The sequence below is a fragment of the Pseudomonas oligotrophica genome (genome assembly GCF_021726475.1).
GTDB lineage: Bacteria > Pseudomonadota > Gammaproteobacteria > Pseudomonadales > Pseudomonadaceae > Stutzerimonas > Stutzerimonas oligotrophica.
Genome location: NZ_JAKJRU010000005.1, coordinates 1 through 16,675, shown reverse-complemented (window position 1 = coordinate 16,675; position 16,675 = coordinate 1). Strand labels below are relative to the sequence as shown.

General features: G+C 64.9%; 15 protein-coding genes. 2 read left to right on the top strand and 13 right to left on the bottom strand.

The genetic code is table 11. The features are described from left to right. Position 1: 1 nt before the first annotated feature. The 13 genes from lpxA to rpsB all read right to left on the bottom strand — a co-directional run bounded on the left by lpxA (position 2) and on the right by rpsB (position 12,805). Complete coding sequence (gene lpxA / locus L3N39_RS11320) at positions 2-778, bottom strand: acyl-ACP--UDP-N-acetylglucosamine O-acyltransferase (RefSeq protein ID WP_237257443.1); 777 nt, start codon at positions 776-778, stop codon at positions 2-4. Beyond that, positions 775-1,215: a 3-hydroxyacyl-ACP dehydratase FabZ gene (gene fabZ / locus L3N39_RS11315; RefSeq protein ID WP_237257442.1), complete on the bottom strand. Its 441-nt coding sequence runs from the start codon at positions 1,213-1,215 to the stop codon at positions 775-777. The genes lpxA and fabZ overlap by 4 nt, the downstream gene beginning before the upstream one ends. Positions 1,216-1,308: 93 nt before the next feature. Then, entirely contained in the window at positions 1,309-2,367 is a 1,059-nt protein-coding gene (gene lpxD, locus L3N39_RS11310) for a UDP-3-O-(3-hydroxymyristoyl)glucosamine N-acyltransferase (protein WP_237257441.1), read from the bottom strand. A 1-nt stretch (position 2,368) separates the two neighbouring features. Next, positions 2,369-2,872 (bottom strand): OmpH/Skp family outer membrane protein, encoded by a 504-nt coding sequence (locus tag L3N39_RS11305; RefSeq protein ID WP_237257440.1) that lies wholly within the window; start codon positions 2,870-2,872, stop codon positions 2,369-2,371. A gap of 45 nt (positions 2,873-2,917) precedes the next feature. After that, positions 2,918-5,269: an outer membrane protein assembly factor BamA gene (gene bamA / locus L3N39_RS11300; RefSeq protein ID WP_237257439.1), complete on the bottom strand. Its 2,352-nt coding sequence runs from the start codon at positions 5,267-5,269 to the stop codon at positions 2,918-2,920. A gap of 67 nt (positions 5,270-5,336) precedes the next feature. After that, a complete protein-coding gene (gene rseP, locus L3N39_RS11295) occupies positions 5,337-6,689 on the bottom strand; it encodes an RIP metalloprotease RseP (protein ID WP_237257438.1) in 1,353 nt (450 codons plus the stop codon). Between the two features lie 13 nt (positions 6,690-6,702). Then, entirely contained in the window at positions 6,703-7,890 is a 1,188-nt protein-coding gene (gene ispC / locus L3N39_RS11290; protein ID WP_237257437.1) for a 1-deoxy-D-xylulose-5-phosphate reductoisomerase, read from the bottom strand. Further along, on the bottom strand, positions 7,887-8,702 hold the full coding sequence (locus L3N39_RS11285) for a phosphatidate cytidylyltransferase (RefSeq protein ID WP_237257436.1): 816 nt from the start codon (positions 8,700-8,702) through the stop codon (positions 7,887-7,889). Before L3N39_RS11285 ends, ispC begins: the two co-directional genes overlap by 4 nt. Then, the gene (uppS, locus tag L3N39_RS11280) at positions 8,696-9,457 is read right to left on the bottom strand and encodes a polyprenyl diphosphate synthase (RefSeq protein WP_237257435.1); all 762 of its coding nucleotides are present in this window, start codon (positions 9,455-9,457) and stop codon (positions 8,696-8,698) included. Before uppS ends, L3N39_RS11285 begins: the two co-directional genes overlap by 7 nt. Positions 9,458-9,582: 125 nt before the next feature. Beyond that, positions 9,583-10,140 carry a ribosome recycling factor gene (frr, locus tag L3N39_RS11275; RefSeq protein WP_237257434.1) on the bottom strand — a complete coding sequence of 186 codons (558 nt, stop codon included), beginning with the start codon at positions 10,138-10,140 and terminating at the stop codon, positions 9,583-9,585. Next, on the bottom strand, positions 10,137-10,880 hold the full coding sequence (pyrH, locus tag L3N39_RS11270; RefSeq protein WP_237257433.1) for a UMP kinase: 744 nt from the start codon (positions 10,878-10,880) through the stop codon (positions 10,137-10,139). The genes frr and pyrH overlap by 4 nt, the downstream gene beginning before the upstream one ends. 197 nt (positions 10,881-11,077) lie before the next feature. After that, the gene (gene tsf, locus L3N39_RS11265; protein ID WP_237257432.1) at positions 11,078-11,947 is read right to left on the bottom strand and encodes a translation elongation factor Ts; all 870 of its coding nucleotides are present in this window, start codon (positions 11,945-11,947) and stop codon (positions 11,078-11,080) included. Between the two features lie 117 nt (positions 11,948-12,064). After that, positions 12,065-12,805: a 30S ribosomal protein S2 gene (rpsB, locus tag L3N39_RS11260; protein WP_237257431.1), complete on the bottom strand. Its 741-nt coding sequence runs from the start codon at positions 12,803-12,805 to the stop codon at positions 12,065-12,067. Between the two features lie 265 nt (positions 12,806-13,070). On the opposite strand from rpsB, the gene map reads away from it, so the two are divergent. Together map and L3N39_RS11250 are read left to right on the top strand one after the other, a co-directional pair. Continuing rightward, on the top strand, positions 13,071-13,853 hold the full coding sequence (gene map / locus L3N39_RS11255) for a type I methionyl aminopeptidase (protein WP_237257430.1): 783 nt from the start codon (positions 13,071-13,073) through the stop codon (positions 13,851-13,853). A 46-nt stretch (positions 13,854-13,899) separates the two neighbouring features. Then, positions 13,900-16,602: a [protein-PII] uridylyltransferase gene (locus tag L3N39_RS11250; RefSeq protein ID WP_237257429.1), complete on the top strand. Its 2,703-nt coding sequence runs from the start codon at positions 13,900-13,902 to the stop codon at positions 16,600-16,602. Positions 16,603-16,675: the final 73 nt, after the last annotated feature.

The window sequence follows — 16,675 nt, the reverse complement described above, 5'->3', positions numbered from 1 at the left end:
CTCAGCGCGTGATGCCGCGGGTCGAGGCCTTGATGGAGTCGCGGAACAGCGCGACCTCGGGGAACAGCACGGCGGCTTCGGCCAGCTCGGCAAGCGCTGCCTCGACGGTCAGCCCCTTGCGGTAGACCACCTTGTAGGCCTGGCGCAGCGCCTGGATCGCGCCATCGCTGAAACCCCGGCGGCGCATGCCTTCGAAGTTCATGCTGCGCGCCTCGGCCGGGTTGCCGAACACGGTGACGAAGGCCGGCACGTCCTTGCCGATGGCCGTGCCCATGCCGGAAAAGCTGTGCGCGCCGATATGGCAGAACTGGTGGACCAGCGTATAGCCGGAGAGGATCGCCCAGTCGCCGACATGTACGTGGCCGGCCAGCGCCGTGTTGTTGACCAGGATGCAGTGATTGCCGATCACGCTGTCATGCCCGATGTGGGCATAGGCCATGACCAGGTTGTGATCGCCCAGCGTGGTCTCGGCACGATCCTGGACGGTGCCGCGGTGGATGGTCACCCCTTCGCGGATCACGTTGTGGTCGCCGATCACCAGTCGCGTCGGCTCGCCCTTGTACTTCAGGTCCGGCGTATCCTCGCCCACCGACGAGAACTGGAAGATACGGTTGTGGCGGCCGATGCGCGTCGGCCCCTTGATGACCACGTGCGACGCGATCACCGTTCCCTCGCCTATTTCGACATCCGGGCCGATGATCGACCAGGGCCCGACCTGCACATCAGCTGCCAGGCGGGCCTTCGGGTCGATGATCGCGCGAGGGTCGATCAAACTCATAGTTCGCGTTCCGCACAGATGATTTCGGCCGAGCAGACCGGCTTGCCGTCGACGCTGGCCTGGCATTCGAACTTCCAGATGCCGCGTTTCACGCCGAGGAAACTCGCCTCGAGCACCAGCTGGTCACCCGGCAACACCGGCTGACGAAAGCGCAGCTTGTCGGAACCGACGAAGTAGTACAAGGTCCCATCCGATGGCGTTGCCCCCATCATCTTGAAGCCGAGCAGGCCGGCTGCCTGCGCCATCGCCTCGATGATCAGCACGCCCGGCATGATCGGGTGCTGGGGAAAATGACCGTTGAAGAACGGCTCGTTGATGGTCACGTTCTTGTATGCGCGAATGCGCTTGGCCTCCGTGTCCAGCTCGACCACCCGGTCGACCAGCAGGAACGGGTAACGGTGCGGCAGGTATTCGCGAATCTCGTTGATGTCCATCATGTCGGGATAGAGCCTGTAGAAAAATAAAGGGCAACCGATGCCCTGCTGGGCCGGCGGCAGGCACGCCCTGCACCACCGCCTCAGCGAGAAGGGTCAGGCATCAGAAGACGAATCGTTGCCGGAGGTCACGGCAGCGAGCTGTTTTTCCAATTGCTGCAGCCGCCTGGCCATGTCGTCGAGCTGGCGAATACGCGCGGCACTCTTGCGCCATTCGGCCGCCGGCTGCATCGCCGTACCGGACGAATAGCTGCCAGGTTCGGTGATCGAGCGCGTCACCATGGTCATGCCGGTGACGAAGACGTTGTCGCACACCTCGATGTGGCCGACCATGCCCACGCCCCCGGCGATCATGCAGTTGCGACCGATCCGGGTGCTGCCGGAAATGCCCACGCAGCCGGCCATGGCCGTGTTGTCGCCGATCTGCACGTTGTGCGCGATCATGATCTGGTTGTCGAGCTTGACGCCATTGCCGAGCACGGTATCGGCCAGTGCGCCGCGATCGATCGTGGTGTTGGAGCCGATCTCCACGTCGTCGCCGATGCGCACGCCGCCGAGCTGCGCGATCTTCTGCCAGCTGCCCTTCTCGTTGGCGAAACCGAAGCCCTCGCCACCGATCACCGCGCCGGACTGGATCACCACGCGCTTGCCGATGATCACGTCGTGGTAGAGCGTGACCCGCGGTGCCAGCCGCCCGCCTTCGCCGACCCGGCTGCGCGCACCGACGACGCACTGCGCGCCGATCTCGACGCCTGCCTCGATGCAGGCCCCCGCCTCGATCACCGCATAGGCCCCGATGCTCGCCGATGGGTGAACCTGCGCCTGCGGCGCGACGACGGCGGTCGGATGGATACCCGGCGCACCAGCGGGACGCGTCTCGAACAAGTGCGACAGCCGCGCATAGGCCAGGTAGGGGTTGGCCACGACCAGTACCGCGCCGTCATGGCGTCCGGCGTCCTCGGCGGTGAGCAGCACGGCGGCGGCCCGGGTTTCGGCGAGGTACTTGCGGTACTGGCTGTTGGCCAGGAAGCTCAACTGGGTCGGCCCGGCGTCCTGCAGGGTAGCCAGGCCCGTCACGACGATGCCGGCATCGCCGCGCAGCGAGCCTTCCAGCAGCTCGGCCAGCTGGCCGAGCGTGTAACCGTTGGCCGACATGTCAGCGCAACTGGTTCATGCGTTCGATGACCTGCCGGGTGATGTCGTACGCCGGCTTGACGTCGACCACGGCGCCGCGCTCGAGGACGATGTCGTAGTCGCCCTTCTTCAGGACTTCCTCGACCGCCTTGTCCAGCTTCGGCTTGAGCTGCTTGAGCATGTCGCGGTCGGCGACGGCCTTGGCTTCGTTGAGCTCCTTGGACTGGAACTGGAAGTCACGGGCCTTCTGCTTGAATTCAAGCTCCAGGCGCTCGCGCTCGGCCTGCTGCATCTTGTCGCCATCCTTGACCAGGCGATCCTGGATGCGCTTGGCCTCGCTTTCCAGGCTCTTGAGCTTGCTCAGCTGGGGGCCGAACTTCTTCTCGGCGTCCACGGCATAGCGCTTGGCGGCATCGGACTCGAGCAGCGCCATCTGATAGTTCAGGACCGCGATTTTCATCTCGGCGAAGGCAGGCGTCGCCACCAGGGCGGCGAGAACGAGAAACAGCTGGGTCAACTTACGCACGATGAATACCACTCCTGAAGGAATACCGAAGCAAGGTCGGTCAAGTTAGAAGGTCTGCCCCAGGGAGAACTGGAACACCTGGGTATCGGCATCATCCGGCTTCACCACCGGCATGGCCAGGCTGAAACTGAGCGGCCCCATGGCGGTGATCCAGGTCAGGCCGACGCCGACGGAACTGGCCATGTCGCCGAAGTCGATATCGCTGCAGTCTGCCGAGCCGGAGGGGCAATTGGTGTCGAACACGTTGCCCACGTCCCAGAACACCGAGGTGCGCAGCGAGCGCTGGTCCTTGACGAAGGGCATCGGGAACAGCACTTCCAGCCCCCCCTGGATCAGCACGTTGCCGCCGAATGGCAGCGGATCCTGGTCCGGATCGGCGACGGTACCCGGTCGCGAGCCGTCGCTCGGCGTGCTGCGCGGACCGAGGCTGCTGTCCTCGAAGCCACGCACCGAGTTGAAACCGCCGGCGTAGTAATGCTCGTAGAACGGCAGCCGCTCGGTCGAGCCATAGGCGTCGCCATAACCCAGGCGTGTATGCATGCGCAGCGTGTAGTCCTTGCTCATCGGCACGAACAGCTGGCCGTTGTAGTCGAGCTTGTAGAACGACAGGTCGCTGCCCGGGATGGTGGTCTCGAAGACCAGGCTCTGCGAGTGGCCGCGCGTGGCCAACACGCCCCGGTTCAGGGTGGATTCGGACCAGCCGGCGGATGCCTTGAAGTTGAGGAAGCTGTCGCCTTCCTGCTCCATGAACTCGAAGATCTCGTCGACCGTGTACAGGCCGGTGTCGATGCTGTCCTGCTGCACCGACAGACCGAACGAAAGGCGCGCCGTCTCGCTGATCGGGTAGCCGATGTTGACGCCGCCACCAAGGCTGTCGACCGAGTAGCTGGACACGTCGTAGTCGAGCTCGTCGTAGTCGGTGGTGCGGTAGAAGGCGTTGTAGCCGAGGCTGACGCCATCCTCGGTCCAGTAGGGATCGACGAAACCGAAGTTGTAGCGGGTCTGGTACTCGCTACGATTGAGCCCCAGGCTCACGCGGTTGCCGGTACCGAGGAAGTTGTTCTGGCTGATCGAGCCACCGAGGATCAGACCGGCGTTCTGTGCGAAACCGACGCTGGCCATGATCGAACCGGACGGCTGCTCCTCGACGCTGTAGTTGACGTCGATCTGGTCCTCGGTGCCCGGCACCTGCGGGGTCTCGACGTTGACTTCCTTGAAGAAGCCGAGGCGCTCCAGGCGCGTCTTCGACTGGTCGATCAGGTAGGTCGAGGCCCAGCCGCCTTCCATCTGGCGCATCTCGCGGCGCAGCACCTCGTCCTCGGTCTTGGTATTGCCGCGGAAATTGATGCGGTTGACGTAGGCGCGATTGCCCGGATCGACGACGAAGGTGATGGAGACGGTGTTGTCCTCGTCATGAGGCTCCGGCACGCCGTTGACGTTGGCGAAGGTGTAGCCCTCGTTGCCGAGCCGACGGGTGATCAGCTCCGAGGTGGTGGTCATGACCTTGCGCGAGAACACCTGGCCCTGCTTGGCCAGCAACAGCGACTCGATCTCCTCGCGCGGCACCTTCAGGTCACCGCTGAGCTTGACATCGCGCACCGTATAGCGCTCGCCCTCGGCGATGTTGACGGTGACGTAGACATCCTTCTTGTCAGGGGTGATCGACACCTGGGTCGAGGTGATGTCCATGTTGATGTAGCCGCGGTCCAGGTAGTAGGACCGCAGGCGCTCGAGGTCGCCGGAGAGCTTCTCGCGGGCGTACTTGTCGTCGTTGCGGAAGAACGACAGCCAGTTGGTGGTCTTGAGCTCGAACAGGTCGGTCAGGTCCTCGTCGGAGAACACCGTGTTGCCGACCACGTTGATGTGCTTGATGGCGGCGACCGAGCCTTCGTTGATCTTGATCTTCAGCGCGACGCGGTTGCGCGGCTGGTTGACCACCTCGGTCTCGATGGTCGCCGAGTAGCGCCCCTGGGCGACGTATTGGCGCTGCAACTCGTTGCGCACGCCCTCGAGGGTCGCACGCTGGAAGATCTCGCCTTCGGCGAGGCCGGACTGCTGCAGGCCGGCCAGCAGGTCCTCGGTCTTGATCGCCTTGTTGCCCTCGATCTCGATGGCGGAGATCGACGGGCGCTCGACGACGCTGACCACCAGCACGTTGCCCTCGCGACCGAGCTGGATGTCTTGGAAGAAGCCGGTACGAAACAGCGCGCGGGTCGCCTCGACCAGGCGCTGGTCATCCGCCGCCTCGCCCACGTTGAGCGGCAAGGCGCCGAACACGCTGCCCGCAGAGACCCGCTGGAGGCCGTTTACCCGGATATCGGAGATGGTGAAGGACTCGGCATGGACTTCGGCGATCATCAAGGCGGAGATCACCGCGGGGAGCAGCAGACGTTTCATGAAGTCCTTTCTTATTCAGACCTGACGGATAGCCGGCGCGGCGCGCGGCAACGATACGGATTCTGCGTTACAGGCGGCCCAGGTCATTGACCAGCGCGAGCAGCATCACTCCGACGACCAGACTGATGCCGATCTGAACGCCCCACCCCTGCACTCTTTCGGACAATGGCCGGCCACGAAGCCACTCGATCGTGTAGAAAAGCAGGTGCCCGCCATCAAGCACCGGGATCGGCAGCAGATTGAGAACCCCCAGACTAATGCTCAGATAGGCGAGAAAGTTCAGGAAATCCCCGACGCCTGACTGGGCAGAAGCGCCGGCCACTTTAGCAATCGTTATCGGGCCGCTCAAGTTTTTTACCGAGAGCTCACCGAAGAGCATTTTCTTCAGCGAATCAAGCGTCAGCAGGGTCATGGTGCCAGTGCGCCGCAGGCCTTCGGCGACCGCCTCGAGCGGTCCGTAGCTGACTTCGCGCAGCATGTGCGCCGGCCATTCGCCGCCCTCGACGCCGGCCCCCAGGTAGCCCCTGCGAGCCGCCCCCTCGCCCCGCGCGGCCAGGGCAACCGACAGCTCATGCTGCCGACCATCGCGCTCGACCAGCACGGTGACCGTCTCGCCGGCCAGCGGCCTGACCGTCTGAATCACTTCCTGCCAGTCGCGCAGCGGCCGGCCATGAAGGCTCAGCAGGCGATCGCCGAGCCGCAGCCCTGCCGCCTGGGCCGGGCCCTGCGGATCCAGCTGGGCGATCACCGGGGCAATTTGCGGCCGCCACGGCTGGATACCGAGCGCTGCGAGCGGATCGGGCTCCTCGACCCCCTTGAGCCAGTCGCGCAGGGGGATTTGCAGCTCGCGCTCGGCCGAGTCGCCGACGCCGCGCACGACCACCTCGAGCGTACCGGTTTCGCCGAGGCGGCGGACCAGCTGCAGGTTCACGTCGCCCCAGCCGGCCACCGACTTGCCGTTTACCGAGACCAGTTCCTGATCGGCCATGATCCCGGCCTGCTCGGCGAGACTGCCCGCCTCGACCGCACCGACCACCGGGCGGACCTGCTGGCTACCGAGCATGGCCAGAATCCAGAAGAACGCCAGCGCCAGGAGGAAATTGGCGACCGGGCCCGCCGCAACGATGGCGAAACGCTGGCGGACCGGCTTGAGGTTGAAGGCCTGATCGAGCAGGGCCGGCGGCACCTCGCCCTCGCGCTCGTCGAGCATCTTCACGTAGCCGCCCAGTGGGACGGCGGCGATGACGAACTCGGTGCCATGGCGATCATGCCAACGCAGCAGCGGCGCACCGAAGCCGACCGAGAAGCGCAGGACCTTGACGCCACAGCGTCGGGCCACCCAGAAGTGGCCGAACTCGTGGAAGGTGACCAGCACCCCGAGCGCAACCAGGGTACCCACGATCATATACAGTGCGCTCATAACACCCTCCGGGCTAGCGCCCGTGGCGGCCCAGCCACTCGCCGGCAAGCCGGCGTGCCTGCTGGTCGGCCATCAACACATCTTCGAGGCAACCGGCCGTGCGGGCCGCCTCCCGTTCCAACACATCGGCGATGATACTCGCGATCTCGGTGAAACGGATGCGCCGCTGGAGAAAGGCCTCCACCGCCACCTCGTTCGCCGCATTGAGCATTGCTGGAGCCGTGCCGCCGACCTGGGCCGCCTGGCGCGCCAGGCGCAGACAGGGGAAACGCTCTTCGTCCGGGGCCTGGAAGTCCAGCTGGCCGATACGCAGCAGGTCGAGCGCCGACACGCCGGAGTCGATGCGCTCCGGCCAGGCCAGCGCATGGGCGATGGGCGTGCGCATGTCCGGGTTGCCGAGCTGCGCGAGCACCGAACCGTCGACATAGTCGACCATCGAATGAATCACGCTCTGCGGGTGTACGACCACCTCGACCTGCTCGGGACGGGCGCCGAACAGCCAGCAGGCCTCGATCAGCTCCAATCCCTTGTTCATCATGCTGGCCGAATCGACCGAAATCTTGCGCCCCATCGACCAGTTCGGATGCGCGCAGGCCTGCTCCGGCGTGACCTGGGCGAGCTCGGCCAGTGGCGTCTGGCGGAAGGGGCCGCCGGAGGCAGTCAGCAGGATGCGCCGCACACCGACCTCGGCCATGCCGCGCGCATAGTCGGACGGCAGGCACTGGAAGATCGCGTTGTGCTCGCTGTCGATCGGCAGCAACACGGCGCTGCTCTGCTCCAGCGCCTGCATGAACAGGGCACCGGACATCACCAGCGCCTCCTTGTTGGCCAGCAGCACACGCTTGCCGGCCTGTACCGCCGAGAGCGTCGGCCTCAGGCCCGCGGCACCGACGATGGCGGCCATCACCACATCGACCTCCGGATGCGCAGCCACCTCGCAAAGCCCGCCGTCGCCGAACAGTACCCGCGTGGCGAGCCCCGCCTCGGCCAGCCGCACCTGCAGCGCGCCGGCCTGCGCCTCGTCGGCCACCACCGCGAACTGCGGGCGATGCGTCAGGCACAGCGCTTCCAGTTCCGTCATGCGGGAAAACGCCGTGACGGCGAACAGGCTGTAACGATCGGCGTGCCGCGACACCACATCCAGCGTGCTGAGGCCTATGGAGCCGGTCGCGCCCAGCACCGTAACCTGCAATCTCGTCACAGCGTCCCCCAGCCAGCCAGCCAGAGCAGCACGGCGAACACCGGCACCGCCGCGGTCAGGCTATCGATACGATCCATCACGCCGCCATGGCCTGGCAGCAGCTGGCTGCTGTCCTTGATGCCGGCATTACGCTTGAACATGCTTTCGGTGAGGTCGCCGATCACCGAGATCAGCACCACCACCGCCGCGCCGAGCAGCGCCAGCACCAGCTCGCGCGCACCCCAGCCACGCTGGAGGCCGACCACGGCGGTCACCGCGAGACTGGCCGCAAGCCCGCCGAGCAGGCCCTCCCAGCTCTTGCCGGGGCTGACCGCCGGCGCCAGCTTGCGCTTGCCGAAGCGCCTGCCGGAGAAGTAGGCGCCAATATCCGCGACCCAGACCAGCACCATCACGGCGACGATCAGCCAGTTGCCCAGCGGCCACTGCTTGAGCAGCACCAGCGCCTGCCAGGCCGGCAGCAGCACCAGCAGGCCCAGCAGCAGGCTGCCCGGCGCCCCGCCCCAGTAGCGCCGGCTATCCGGATAGCCGAGCACCAGGAAGGTCGCGAACAGCCACCAGGCTACCGCTGCCGCGAGTAGCCAGGCCGCCAGCGCCGGCGTCAGATAGAGCCAGACGAGGCAGGCGGCGACGGCCGCCGCATAGGCCACGCGCGCCGGCTGCGCGGCGAACCCGGCCAGCCGCGCCCACTCCCAGGCACCCAGGGTGACGACGACGCCGATGAAGGTGGCAAACGCGACACCCTCCAGCAGAAAAAAGCCGATCAGAGCGATCGGCAGCAATATCGCCGCGGTGATGATTCGCTGCTTCAGCATTCAGCCTTGGCCTCGCATTCGATCTGCTCGCTGGTCTTGCCGAAACGGCGCTGCCTGGACGCGAAGTCGGCCAGCGCCTTGCGCATGGCCTGGCGCTTGAAGTCCGGCCAGAACAGATCGGAGAAATACAGCTCGGCATAGGCCAGCTGCCAGAGCAGGAAGTTGCTGATACGCCGCTCGCCGCCGGTGCGAATGCACAGGTCGGGCAGCGGCTGGTCGCCCGTCGCCAGGTAGCCCTGGAACAGCGCCGGGGTGATCTCGTCCGGATTCAGCCGCCCCGCCTGGGCTTCGCGCGCCAGATGCTGGGTCGCCTGGAGGATGTCCCACTGGCCACCGTAGTTGGCGGCGACCTGCAGCACGAAGCGACGATTGTGCGCGGTCATTTCCTCGGCCTCGCGCATGGCCGCCTGCAACTCCGGATGGAAACGCGAGCGGTCACCGATGATGCGCAGGCGGATGCCGTTGTCGTCCAGCTTGCGCGCCTCGCGGCGCAGGGCCGAGAGGAACAGCTCCATGAGCGCCCCCACCTCGTCGGCCGGACGCTGCCAGTTCTCGCTGGAGAAGGCGAACAGGGTGAGGACCTCGACGCCGGACTCGGCACAGACCTCGATGACGGCGCGTACCGCATCGACTCCGGCCTTGTGCCCGGCGATGCCGGGCAACAGGCGACGTTTGGCCCAGCGGTTGTTTCCATCCATGATGATCGCGACGTGGCGGGGAACACGCCCCTGTGCGATCGACCTGCCGTTTTCCATGACACAACTCTACTTGCGCTATCTAACGCTGCGATGAAGACAAGACGCTGCAAGCGCCAGCTCGAGCTCATCGGCCAGAGCAGCCGGCCGGACGCGACCGGGCTCCAGCGGATCGACAGAAGCGGTCAGACCGCCATCAGGTCGGACTCTTTGGCTTCCAGCGCCTTGTCGATGTCTGCGACGAACTTGTCGGTAAGCTTCTGAACGTCATCCTGGCCACGACGTTCCTCGTCCTCGCTGATTTCCTTCTCCTTGACCAGGTCCTTGAGCTGGGCGAGCGCATCGCGACGGATGTTGCGCACCGCGACCCGCGCGTTCTCCGCCTCGGCACGCGCCTGGCGGGTGTAGCCCTTGCGGGTCTCCTCGGTCAGCGCCGGCATCGGCACGCGAATGGTGGTGCCGGCGGTCGCCGGGTTGAGGCCGAGGTCCGACGTCATGATCGCCTTCTCGACTGCCTGGATCATGCTCTTGTCGAAGACGGTCAGCGCCAGCGTGCGCGAGTCCTCGGCAACCACGTTGGCGACCTGGCGCAGCGGCGTATCGGCGCCGTAGTAGGAGACCATCACGCCGTCGAGGATGCTCGGGTGGGCGCGACCGGTGCGGATCTTGGCGAATGCGTGCTCCAGCGACTCGAGAGACTTCTTCATGCGCTCCTGCGCGTCTTGCTTGATCTCGTTGATCATTCGTTCGATTCCTCGATGAGAGTTCCTTCGGCGCCGCCAAGCACGATGTTGAGCAGGGCGCCGGGCTTGTTCATGTTGAAGACACGCAGCGGCATGTTGTGGTCACGGCACAGGCAGATGGCCGTCAGGTCCATGACCCCCAGCTTGCGGTCGAGCACGTCGTCGTAGGTGAGCTGGGCAAATTTCTCGGCATTCGGATCCTTGAACGGATCGGCCGTGTAGACGCCGTCGACCTTGGTGGCCTTGAGCACCACGTCGGCCTGGATCTCGATGGCGCGCAGGCAGGCTGCCGAGTCGGTGGTGAAGAACGGGTTGCCGGTACCGGCCGAGAAGATCACCACTTCGCCGCTCTTGAGATGGCGCATGGCCTTGCGGCGGTCGTAGTGGTCGGTGACGCCGACCATGGAAATGGCGGACATGACCAGCGCCGGGATGTTCGAGCGCTCCAGCGCGTCGCGCATAGCCAGGCCGTTCATCACCGTGGCCAGCATGCCCATGTGGTCACCAGTGACGCGATCCATGCCGGCTGCCGACAGCGCGGCACCGCGGAACAGGTTGCCGCCGCCGATCACCAGCCCCACTTCCACGCCGATGCCCACCAGCTGCCCAACCTCGAGGGCCATGCGGTCGAGCACCTTGGGATCGATGCCGAAGTCCTCCGTCCCCATCAGCGCCTCGCCGCTCAACTTGAGCAGGATTCGTTTGTAGCGAGGATTTCGAGCACTCATCTGCTGAGCCATTGGCGTGCGCCTCCCACGGCGATCAAAGGAAAACTGATTGGTTGGGCATGAAGAATAATCTGCGCTTGGACCACCGAACGAGCGATAAGTGCAGGCCAGACTATAGCGTGTAGATCAGAAATTTTGCGGACACCCAGTTTGACAAAGAGGCCGCGCGCGTGAGCGGGCAGCCTCTTCGTAGCGAACAACCGGTGACGTTACTGCTTGCTCGCTGCTACCTGGGCAGCAACCTCTGCAGCGAAGTCGACTTCGGCCTTCTCGATGCCCTCGCCCACTTCGTAACGAACGAAGGAAACGATTTCCGCACCGGCCTTCTTGGCCAGGTCGCCGACCTTGACTTCCGGATCCTTGACGAACGCCTGCTCGACGAGGCTCGCTTCGGCCAGGAACTTGTTGATACGGCCCTTGACCATGTTCTCGACGATGTTCTCCGGCTTGCCGGCGATCTTCTCGGCGTTGAGCTGCAGGAAGATTTCCTTCTCCTTGGCGATCAGCTCTTCGGAAACATCGGCCGGGGTCAGCACGGCCGGGTTGCTGGCCGCGACGTGCATGGCGATGTCCTTGGCCAGCTCAGGGTTGCCACCCTTGAGCACGACCAGAACGCCGATGCGGTGACCGTGCAGGTAGGCACCGACCACATCACCCTCGACGCGGGTCAGGCGGCGGATGTTGACGTTCTCGCCACACTTGGAGACCAGCGCCAGGCGCGACTCTTCCTGGCTTTCGATCAGCGGGGCGGCATCGGTCAGGCCTTGGCTGAAGGCCTTGTCCAGGCTCTCGGCGACGAAGGACTTGAAGTCGTCCTGCAGGGCCAGGAAGTCGGTCTGCGAGTTGACCTCGATGATCACGGCAGACTTGTTGTCGGCAGCGACCTTGACGGCAATGGAGCCTTCGGCGGCGATGTTGCCGGCCTTCTTGGCGGCCTTGATCGCACCGGCGGCGCGCATGTCGTCGATCGCCTTCTCGATGTCGCCACCGGCGGCGGTCAGCGCCTTCTTGCAATCCATCATGCCCAGGCCGGTACGCTCGCGCAGTTCCTTGACCAGGGCTGCAGTGATTTCTGCCATGTTCGAATCCTCTGCTAGGTTTTCTAACCATTCGCCCTCGCGGGCGATCAATTCTGAATGACAAGAAGGGGGCCTAGCCCCCTTCTTGTCCATCGGGTGTCGTCAGGACGCGACGACTCAGCCCTGAGCGGCTTCGGAGGCGACTTCCTCGACGAACTCGTCGGCGCTGCCAGCGGAGCTCTGGCGGCCACGCAGGACGGCGTCGGCCATGGAGCCCAGGTACAGCTGGACGGCGCGGATGGCGTCGTCGTTGCCGGGGATGATGTAGTCAACGCCTTCCGGGCTGCTGTTGGTATCGACAACGCCGATAACCGGGATGCCCAGCTTGTTGGCTTCGGAAATGGCGATGCGCTCGTGATCGACGTCGATCACGAACATGGCGTCCGGCAGGCCGCCCATGTCCTTGATACCACCCAGGCTGCGCTCGAGCTTTTCCAGGTCGCGAGAGCGCATCAGCGCCTCTTTCTTGGTCAGCTTGTCGAAAGTACCGTCCTGAGCCTGGGTTTCCAGCTCGCGCAGACGCTTGATCGACGCACGGATGGTCTTGTAGTTGGTCAGCATGCCGCCCAGCCAGCGGTGATCGACGTACGGCGAGCCGCAACGGGCAGCTTCTTCGCGAACGATCTTGCCAGCCGAACGCTTGGTGCCGACGAACAGGATCTTGTTCTTGCCGGCTGCCAGCTTTTCAACGAAACGCAGGGCGTCGTTGAACATCGGCAGGGTCTTTTCCAGGTTGATGATGTGAATCTTGTTGCGCGCGCCGAAAATGTACTTGTTCATTTTCGGGTTCCAGTAACGGGTCTGGTGGCCGAAGTGCACACCGGCCTTCAGCATGTCGCGCATGGTGACTTGAGACATGATACGTCCTCAGAATAAGTCGGGTTAGGCCTCCACGCGTCCCGCTATCCAACTCTTCCGAGCACCCAGGATAGGCGTGTCGACGCGTGTGTGGGTTAGGCCCAACGGGGTGGTCCCCGTCGAGCGGCGCGTTTTATAGCACACTCGCCCGAGACAGGCTAGCACGGCGACGCCGGTGCCGAGGTCTGCAGGCCCATGTGCTTTCGTTTATCATCCGCGTTTTCCCGATTTCCGCTCCGCGCCCACCGGCGCCTCCGAGGTTTGCATGACTGTCAGCATCAAGACGCCCGAAGACATCGAAAAAATGCGCATTGCCGGCCGCCTGGCTGCGGAAGTCCTGGAAATGATCGAGGCCCACGTCAAGCCCGGGGTGACGACCGAGGAACTCGATCGCATCTGCCACGAGCATATCGTCAACGTGCAGCAGGCGATCCCCGCCCCGCTCAACTACAAGGGTTTTCCCAAGTCGATCTGCACCTCGATCAATCATGTGGTCTGCCACGGCATCCCCAACGACAAGCCGCTCAAGGAAGGCGACATCCTCAATATCGACATCACTGTCATCAAGGATGGCTACCACGGCGATACCAGCAAGATGTTCATCGTCGGCAAGGCGCCGGAGTGGGCCGAGCGCCTGTGCCGGGTCACCCAGGAGTGCCTGTACAAGGGCATCGAGCTGGTACGGCCCGGCGCCCGGCTGGGTGACATCGGCGAGGTGATCCAGAAGCATGCCGAGAAGAACGGCTTCTCCGTCGTGCGCGAATACTGCGGGCACGGCATCGGCAAGGTGTTCCACGAGGAGCCGCAGGTACTGCACTACGGCCGTGCCGGCACCGGCATGGAGCTCAAGGAAGGCATGACCTTCACCATCGAGCCGATGATCAACCAGGGCCGCGCCGAGACCCGCCTGCTCGGCGACGGCTGGACCGCCATCACCAAGGACCGCAAGCTGTCGGCGCAGTGGGAACACACGCTGCTGGTGACCGCGAACGGCTATGAAATCCTCACCCTGCGCAGCGACGACACCATCGCCCGGACCTCGGCCTGAAGTTTGCTTCCCATGATCTGAGCCGCAACCGGCAGAGGAGTCGCGCATGCCGCAGGTGGATCCCGAACTGTTCGACCTGAGCCAGTTCCAGGCGGAACTCGCGCTCAAGGCCAGCCCCATCGCAGCCTTCAAGAAGGCGATCCGCCAGGCCCGCGAAGTGCTCGACAAGCGCTTCCTCGCCGGCCGCGACATCCGGCGCCTGATCGAGGATCGCGCCTGGTTCGTCGACCAGATCCTGCGCGCTGCCTGGCGCCGCTTCGACTGGGACACGGAGGCCGACATCGCGCTTGTCGCCGTCGGCGGCTACGGGCGCGGCGAGCTGCACCCCTACTCCGACATCGACCTGCTGATCCTGCTCGGCGACAGTGACCACGAGCTGTTCCGCGACGCCATCGAGGGCTTCCTCACCCTGCTCTGGGACATCGGCCTGGAGGTCGGCCAGAGCGTACGCTCGGTGGCCGAGTGCGCCGAGGAGGCGCGCGCCGACCTGACGGTCATCACCAATCTGATGGAAAGCCGCACCATCGCCGGCCCCGAGCACCTGCGCCAGCGCATGCTGCAGGTCACCAGCCCCGAGCGCATGTGGCCAAGCAAGGAATTCTTCCTCGCCAAGCGCAACGAGCAGCGCCTGCGCCATTCCAAGTACAACAACACCGAGTACAACCTGGAGCCCAACGTCAAGCGCTCGCCGGGCGGGTTGCGCGACATCCAGACCATCCTGTGGATCGCCCGGCGCCAGTTCGGCACGCTCAACCTGCAGGCGGTGGTCGACCAGGGCTTCCTCACCGAGGGCGAATACCGCCTGCTGGTCTCGGCCCAGGAATTCCTCTGGAAGGTGCGCTACGGCCTGCACCTGCTGGCCGGGCGTGCCGAGGATCGCCTGCTGTTCGATCACCAGCGCAAGCTGGCCGCGCTGCTCGGCTACGAGGACAGCGACGCCAAGCTGGCCATCGAACGCTTCATGCAGAAGTACTACCGGGTGGTGATGAGCATCGCCGAGCTGAGCGACCTGGTCGGCCAGCATTTCGCCGAGGTGATCCTCTGGGAAGGCGACTCGGGCCCCAGCGTGCCGCTCAACAGCCGCTTCCTGGTGCGCGACGGCTACCTGGAGGTCACCCGCCCCTCGATCTTCAAGCGCACGCCGTTCGCCATCATGGAGACCTTCGTGCTGCTGGCACAGCATCCGGACATCCAGGGCGTCCGGGCGGCCACCATTCGCCTGCTGCGCGACCACCGCCACCTGATCGACGACGACTTCCGCCGCGACATCCGCAACACCAGCCTGTTCATCGAGCTGTTCAAGTGCAAGGAGGGCATCCATCGCAACCTGCGGCGGATGAACCGCTACGGCATTCTCGGCCGCTACCTGCCCGAGTTCGGCCATATCGTCGGGCAGATGCAGCACGATCTCTTCCATATCTACACGGTCGATGCGCACACGCTGAACGTCATCAAGTACCTGCGCAAGCTGACCAAGCCGGGCGTGGCGGAGAAGTACCCGCTGGCCAGCAAGCTGGTCGAGCGCCTGCCCAAGCCGGAGCTGATCTACATCGCCGGGCTCTACCACGACATCGCCAAGGGCCGCGGTGGCGATCACTCCGAGCTGGGCGCGGTGGATGCCGAACAGTTCTGCGAGCGCCACAAGCTGCCGGCCTGGGATACGCGGCTGGTGGTCTGGCTGGTGCAGAACCACCTGGTGATGTCGACCACCGCACAGCGCAAGGACCTCTCCGACCCGCAGGTGATCAACGATTTCGCCCAGATCGTCGGTGACGAGACCCACCTGGACTACCTGTACGTGCTGACCGTGGCCGACATCAACGCCACCAACCCGAGCCTGTGGAACTCCTGGCGGGCCAGCCTGCTGCGCCAGCTCTACACCGAGACCAAGCGGGCCCTGCGCCGCGGCCTGGAGAATCCGCTGGGCCGCGAGGAGCAGATCCGCCAGTCGCAGCGCGCGGCACTGGACATCCTGGTGCGCAACGGCACCGACCCAGACGACGCCGAGCAGCTCTGGGCGCAGCTGGGCGACGACTACTTCCTGCGCCACACCGCCAGCGACATCGCTTGGCACACCGAGGCGATCATCGACCACCCCGACAATGGCGGCCCGCTGGTGCTGATCAAGGAGACCACCCAGCGCGAGTTCGAGGGCGGCACGCAGATCTTCATCTACGCCCCTGACCAGCACGACTTCTTCGCGGTGACCGTCGCGGCGATGGACCAGCTGAACCTGAACATCCACGACGCCAGGATCATCACCTCCACCAGCCAGTTCACCCTCGACACCTACATCGTGCTCGATGCCGATGGCACGCCGATCGGCGACAACCCCGAGCGCATCGAGGAGATCCGCCAGAGCCTGATCGACGCGCTGCGCAACCCGGACGAGTACCTCACCATCATCCAGCGCCGCGTTCCGCGCCAGCTCAAGCACTTCGCCTTCGCCCCGCAGGTGACCATCCTCAACGACACCCAGCGACCGCAGACGATCATCGAGATCACCGCGCCGGACCGGCCGGGCCTGCTCGCCCGCGTCGGGCAGCTGTTCCTGGCGTTCGACCTGTCGGTGCAGAACGCCAAGATCGCCACCCTCGGCGAACGCGTCGAGGACGTCTTCTTCGTCACCAACGAGGACAACCAGCCGCTGTCGGACCCGGAGCTGTGCACCCGCCTGCAGCAAGCGCTGATCGAGCAGCTGCAACAGGGCAACGAGCAGCCGCCCTCGCCGAGCGTGATCGAGATCTAGCTGTGATCTCTCAGTAGGTTGTTCATCCGGGGCATACCCGGAATTCTGGAAGTGCGACCAACCATGCCTTCCA

Excerpts from the sequence above, each read along its gene's own strand:
- L3N39_RS11285 (WP_237257436.1), bottom strand. The coding sequence starts at position 8,702 with ATGCTGAAGCAGCGAATCATCACCGCGGCGATATTGCTGCCGATCGCT.
- rpsB (WP_237257431.1), bottom strand. The coding sequence starts at position 12,805 with ATGTCTCAAGTCACCATGCGCGACATGCTGAAGGCCGGTGTGCACTTC.
- pyrH (WP_237257433.1), bottom strand. The coding sequence starts at position 10,880 with ATGGCTCAGCAGATGAGTGCTCGAAATCCTCGCTACAAACGAATCCTG.
- L3N39_RS11250 (WP_237257429.1), top strand. The coding sequence starts at position 13,900 with ATGCCGCAGGTGGATCCCGAACTGTTCGACCTGAGCCAGTTCCAGGCG.
- lpxA (WP_237257443.1), bottom strand. The coding sequence starts at position 778 with ATGAGTTTGATCGACCCTCGCGCGATCATCGACCCGAAGGCCCGCCTG.
- lpxD (WP_237257441.1), bottom strand. The coding sequence starts at position 2,367 with ATGTCGGCCAACGGTTACACGCTCGGCCAGCTGGCCGAGCTGCTGGAA.
- frr (WP_237257434.1), bottom strand. The coding sequence starts at position 10,140 with ATGATCAACGAGATCAAGCAAGACGCGCAGGAGCGCATGAAGAAGTCT.
- fabZ (WP_237257442.1), bottom strand. The coding sequence starts at position 1,215 with ATGATGGACATCAACGAGATTCGCGAATACCTGCCGCACCGTTACCCG.
- bamA (WP_237257439.1), bottom strand. The coding sequence starts at position 5,269 with ATGAAACGTCTGCTGCTCCCCGCGGTGATCTCCGCCTTGATGATCGCC.
- tsf (WP_237257432.1), bottom strand. The coding sequence starts at position 11,947 with ATGGCAGAAATCACTGCAGCCCTGGTCAAGGAACTGCGCGAGCGTACC.
- rseP (WP_237257438.1), bottom strand. The coding sequence starts at position 6,689 with ATGAGCGCACTGTATATGATCGTGGGTACCCTGGTTGCGCTCGGGGTG.
- uppS (WP_237257435.1), bottom strand. The coding sequence starts at position 9,457 with ATGGAAAACGGCAGGTCGATCGCACAGGGGCGTGTTCCCCGCCACGTC.
- map (WP_237257430.1), top strand. The coding sequence starts at position 13,071 with ATGACTGTCAGCATCAAGACGCCCGAAGACATCGAAAAAATGCGCATT.